The 1,274-nt window shown below is 69.0% G+C and carries 2 protein-coding genes; both read left to right on the plus strand.

Features of this window, described 5'->3' with window-relative positions; genetic code table 11:
* A partial coding sequence (locus AC04L7_RS18960) for an ACT domain-containing protein (protein WP_475513740.1) occupies positions 1–481 on the plus strand: 481 nt, incomplete at its 5' end.
* Positions 482–503: 22 nt separating this feature from the next.
* Positions 504–1,274, plus strand: a 771-nt coding sequence (gene dapD, locus AC04L7_RS18965) for a 2,3,4,5-tetrahydropyridine-2,6-dicarboxylate N-succinyltransferase (protein WP_475513741.1), incomplete at its 3' end; no start/stop codon positions are given.

Consider the following 1,274-nt stretch of genomic DNA (forward strand, 5'->3'; position numbering starts at 1 on the left):
CCGCATGGGCTTCGCGATCCACCAGGCGCGCGTACTGGTCGGGCCGCAGGGCGCGGTGTTCGACACGTTCGAAGTGCTGCCGGCCGACGCCTACGCGTCCCGCGATCCGGCCGACATCGAGCGCACCCTCGGCGACGCGTTGGCGCGCCCGCTCGACAGCGTCCGCACCTCGCGTCGCGCCGTGCCGCGCCAACTCAGGCATTTCCGGTTCGCCCCGCGGATCGAATTCGGCACGACGCCCGATGGGCGCCGTACCATCCTCGGCCTGGTCGCGCCCGATCGCCCCGGTCTGCTGTCGGATGTGGCCCAGGTGCTGCGCCGGCAAGGCCTGCGCGTGCACGATGCGCGTATCGCGACGTTCGGCGAGCGCGCAGAGGACGTGTTCCAGATCACCGACGAGCACGACCAGCCGCTGAACGACGCCGCTTTGCAGGACACGCTGCGCGACGCGTTGCGCGCCGGCCTCGAGACTCCCCCCTGACACGTATCCGGTAGACCGTTCGATGACCCGTAAAGCCAGCAAGACCGAAGAACTGAAGTCCACCATCGAGAGCGCCTTCGAGCGCCGCGCCGAACTGACCCCCGCCGAGATCGAGGGCTCCACCCGCACTGCCGTCGAGCTGGCCATCGAAGGCCTCGAGGCCGGCAAGCTGCGCGTGGCCGAGCCCGACGGCAAGGGCGGGTGGAAGGTCAACGAGTGGCTGAAGAAGGCCGTGCTGCTGTATTTCCGCGTCAACGAGATGGAGCTGGTCGAGGCCTATCCCGCGCCGTTCTGGGACAAGGTCGAGGCGCGCTTCGGCGCATTCGACGAGAACGATTTCCGCAAGCTCGGCGTGCGCGTGGTGCCGGGCGCCATCGCCCGTCGCGGCACGTACTTCGGCAAGGACGTGGTGCTGATGCCGAGCTTCGTCAACATCGGCGCGTACGTGGGCGAGGGCACCATGGTGGACACCTGGGCGACCGTGGGGTCGTGCGCGCAGATCGGCAAGCACTGCCACCTGTCCGGCGGCGCCGGCATCGGCGGCGTGCTCGAACCGCTGCAGGCCAGCCCGACGATCATCGAGGACCATTGCTTCATCGGTGCGCGCTCCGAGGTGGTCGAAGGCGTGGTGGTCGGCCACCACAGCGTGATCGGCATGGGCGTCTTCATCGGCCAGTCCACGCGCATCTACAACCGCGCCACCAAGGAAATCACTTACGGCTACGTGCCGCCGGGCAGCGTCGTCGTCTCCGGCTCGCTGCCGGCCGCCGATGGGTCGCACTCGCTGTACTGC

The organism is Pseudoxanthomonas sp. LjRoot204_2 (assembly GCF_056175765.1).